The following is a 1,182-nucleotide window of genomic DNA, read 5'->3' on the forward strand; positions in this document are numbered from 1 at the left end:
TTTCGCGTTATTGTACGAAATTCCTTCTACTAGTTGCTTCAAAAGCGCCTCGTCGTTCGGGAACTCGCCCGCTTCCACCCACTCGCCGATCATGTTGCACAAGAGTCTGCGGAAATACTCATGTCGTGTGTAGGACAAGAAGCTTCTGGAATCCGTCAGCATGCCGACGAAACGACCGAGCAAGCCAAAGTTGCCGAGCGATTTCATCTGCGAAATCATGCCGTCTTTCGTATCGTTGAACCACCAAGCTGCGCCGAGCTGGATTTTGCCTGCTGTGCCGCCGCCTTGGAAGCAGCCCATAAGCGCCGCCAGAATTTCATTGTCGCGTGCATTCAGTGAGTACAGAATGGTTCTCGGCAGATTGTCCGCCACAGCGAGTGACGACAGCAGACCTTGCAGCGCAACCGCTACCGGACTGTCGCCAACTGCGTCGAAGCCAGTATCCGGACCGAGCTTCGCAAACGCATCCGCGTTGTTGTTGCGGGCCGCGTTCATGTGGTACTGCATCGCCCAGTCGAGCTTTTTGTAAATGCCGCCAAGGAAGAGCAGCGTGTAAGTTTTGTATTTTTTCTCATCTTCCAGAGAAACGGCTTGTCCTGCCAGTCCTTTTGCGAAAATCGCATCCACTTCTTCTTTGGTCGTTTCAGCGAAAGGTACATAGTCAAGCGCATGGTCGGATACTTTACAGCCGACGGAGTCGAAGAATTGCGCCCGGCTTTCCAGTCCTGCGAGCAGGTCGTCATAAGAACGAATCGCTGTACCTGTCGCTTTCTCCAGCTGCGCAATCCACGGCAAGAACGTTGAACGGTTAATTTCCAATGCTTTGTCCGGACGGTAAGACGGCAGCACTTGCGTGTTGAAGTCGGGAAGTTCTTTGATTTTAATGTGATATTCCAGGGAATCCACCGGATCGTCCGTTGTACAGATGACCGTCACTTTGGAATTAGTAATGAGATCGCGGGCGCGGGATTTGCCTTCCGCCAGCTTGGCATTCACTTTTTCCCAGATGACAGGGGCATTCTCCGCGTTCAGCAGCTCATTTACACCGAAAAATGTCCGCAACTCCATGTGGGACCAGTGGTACAGCGGATTGCCAATCGCCATCGGAACGGTCGCCGCCCAAGCCGCAAAACGCTCATAATCGCTCGCTTCGCCGGTCACTTTGGACTCCTCGACGCCGTT

General features: G+C 53.3%; 1 protein-coding gene. It reads right to left on the bottom strand.

Annotated features, from left to right (window positions below; genetic code table 11):
- The coding region (gene uxaC, locus ABE504_RS32745; RefSeq protein ID WP_430096902.1) for a glucuronate isomerase at nt 1–1,182 on the bottom strand (1,182 nt) is incomplete at both ends.

The sequence above is a fragment of the Paenibacillus oryzisoli genome (genome assembly GCF_050467285.1).
Lineage (GTDB): Bacteria > Bacillota > Bacilli > Paenibacillales > NBRC-103111 > Paenibacillus_E > Paenibacillus_E oryzisoli_A.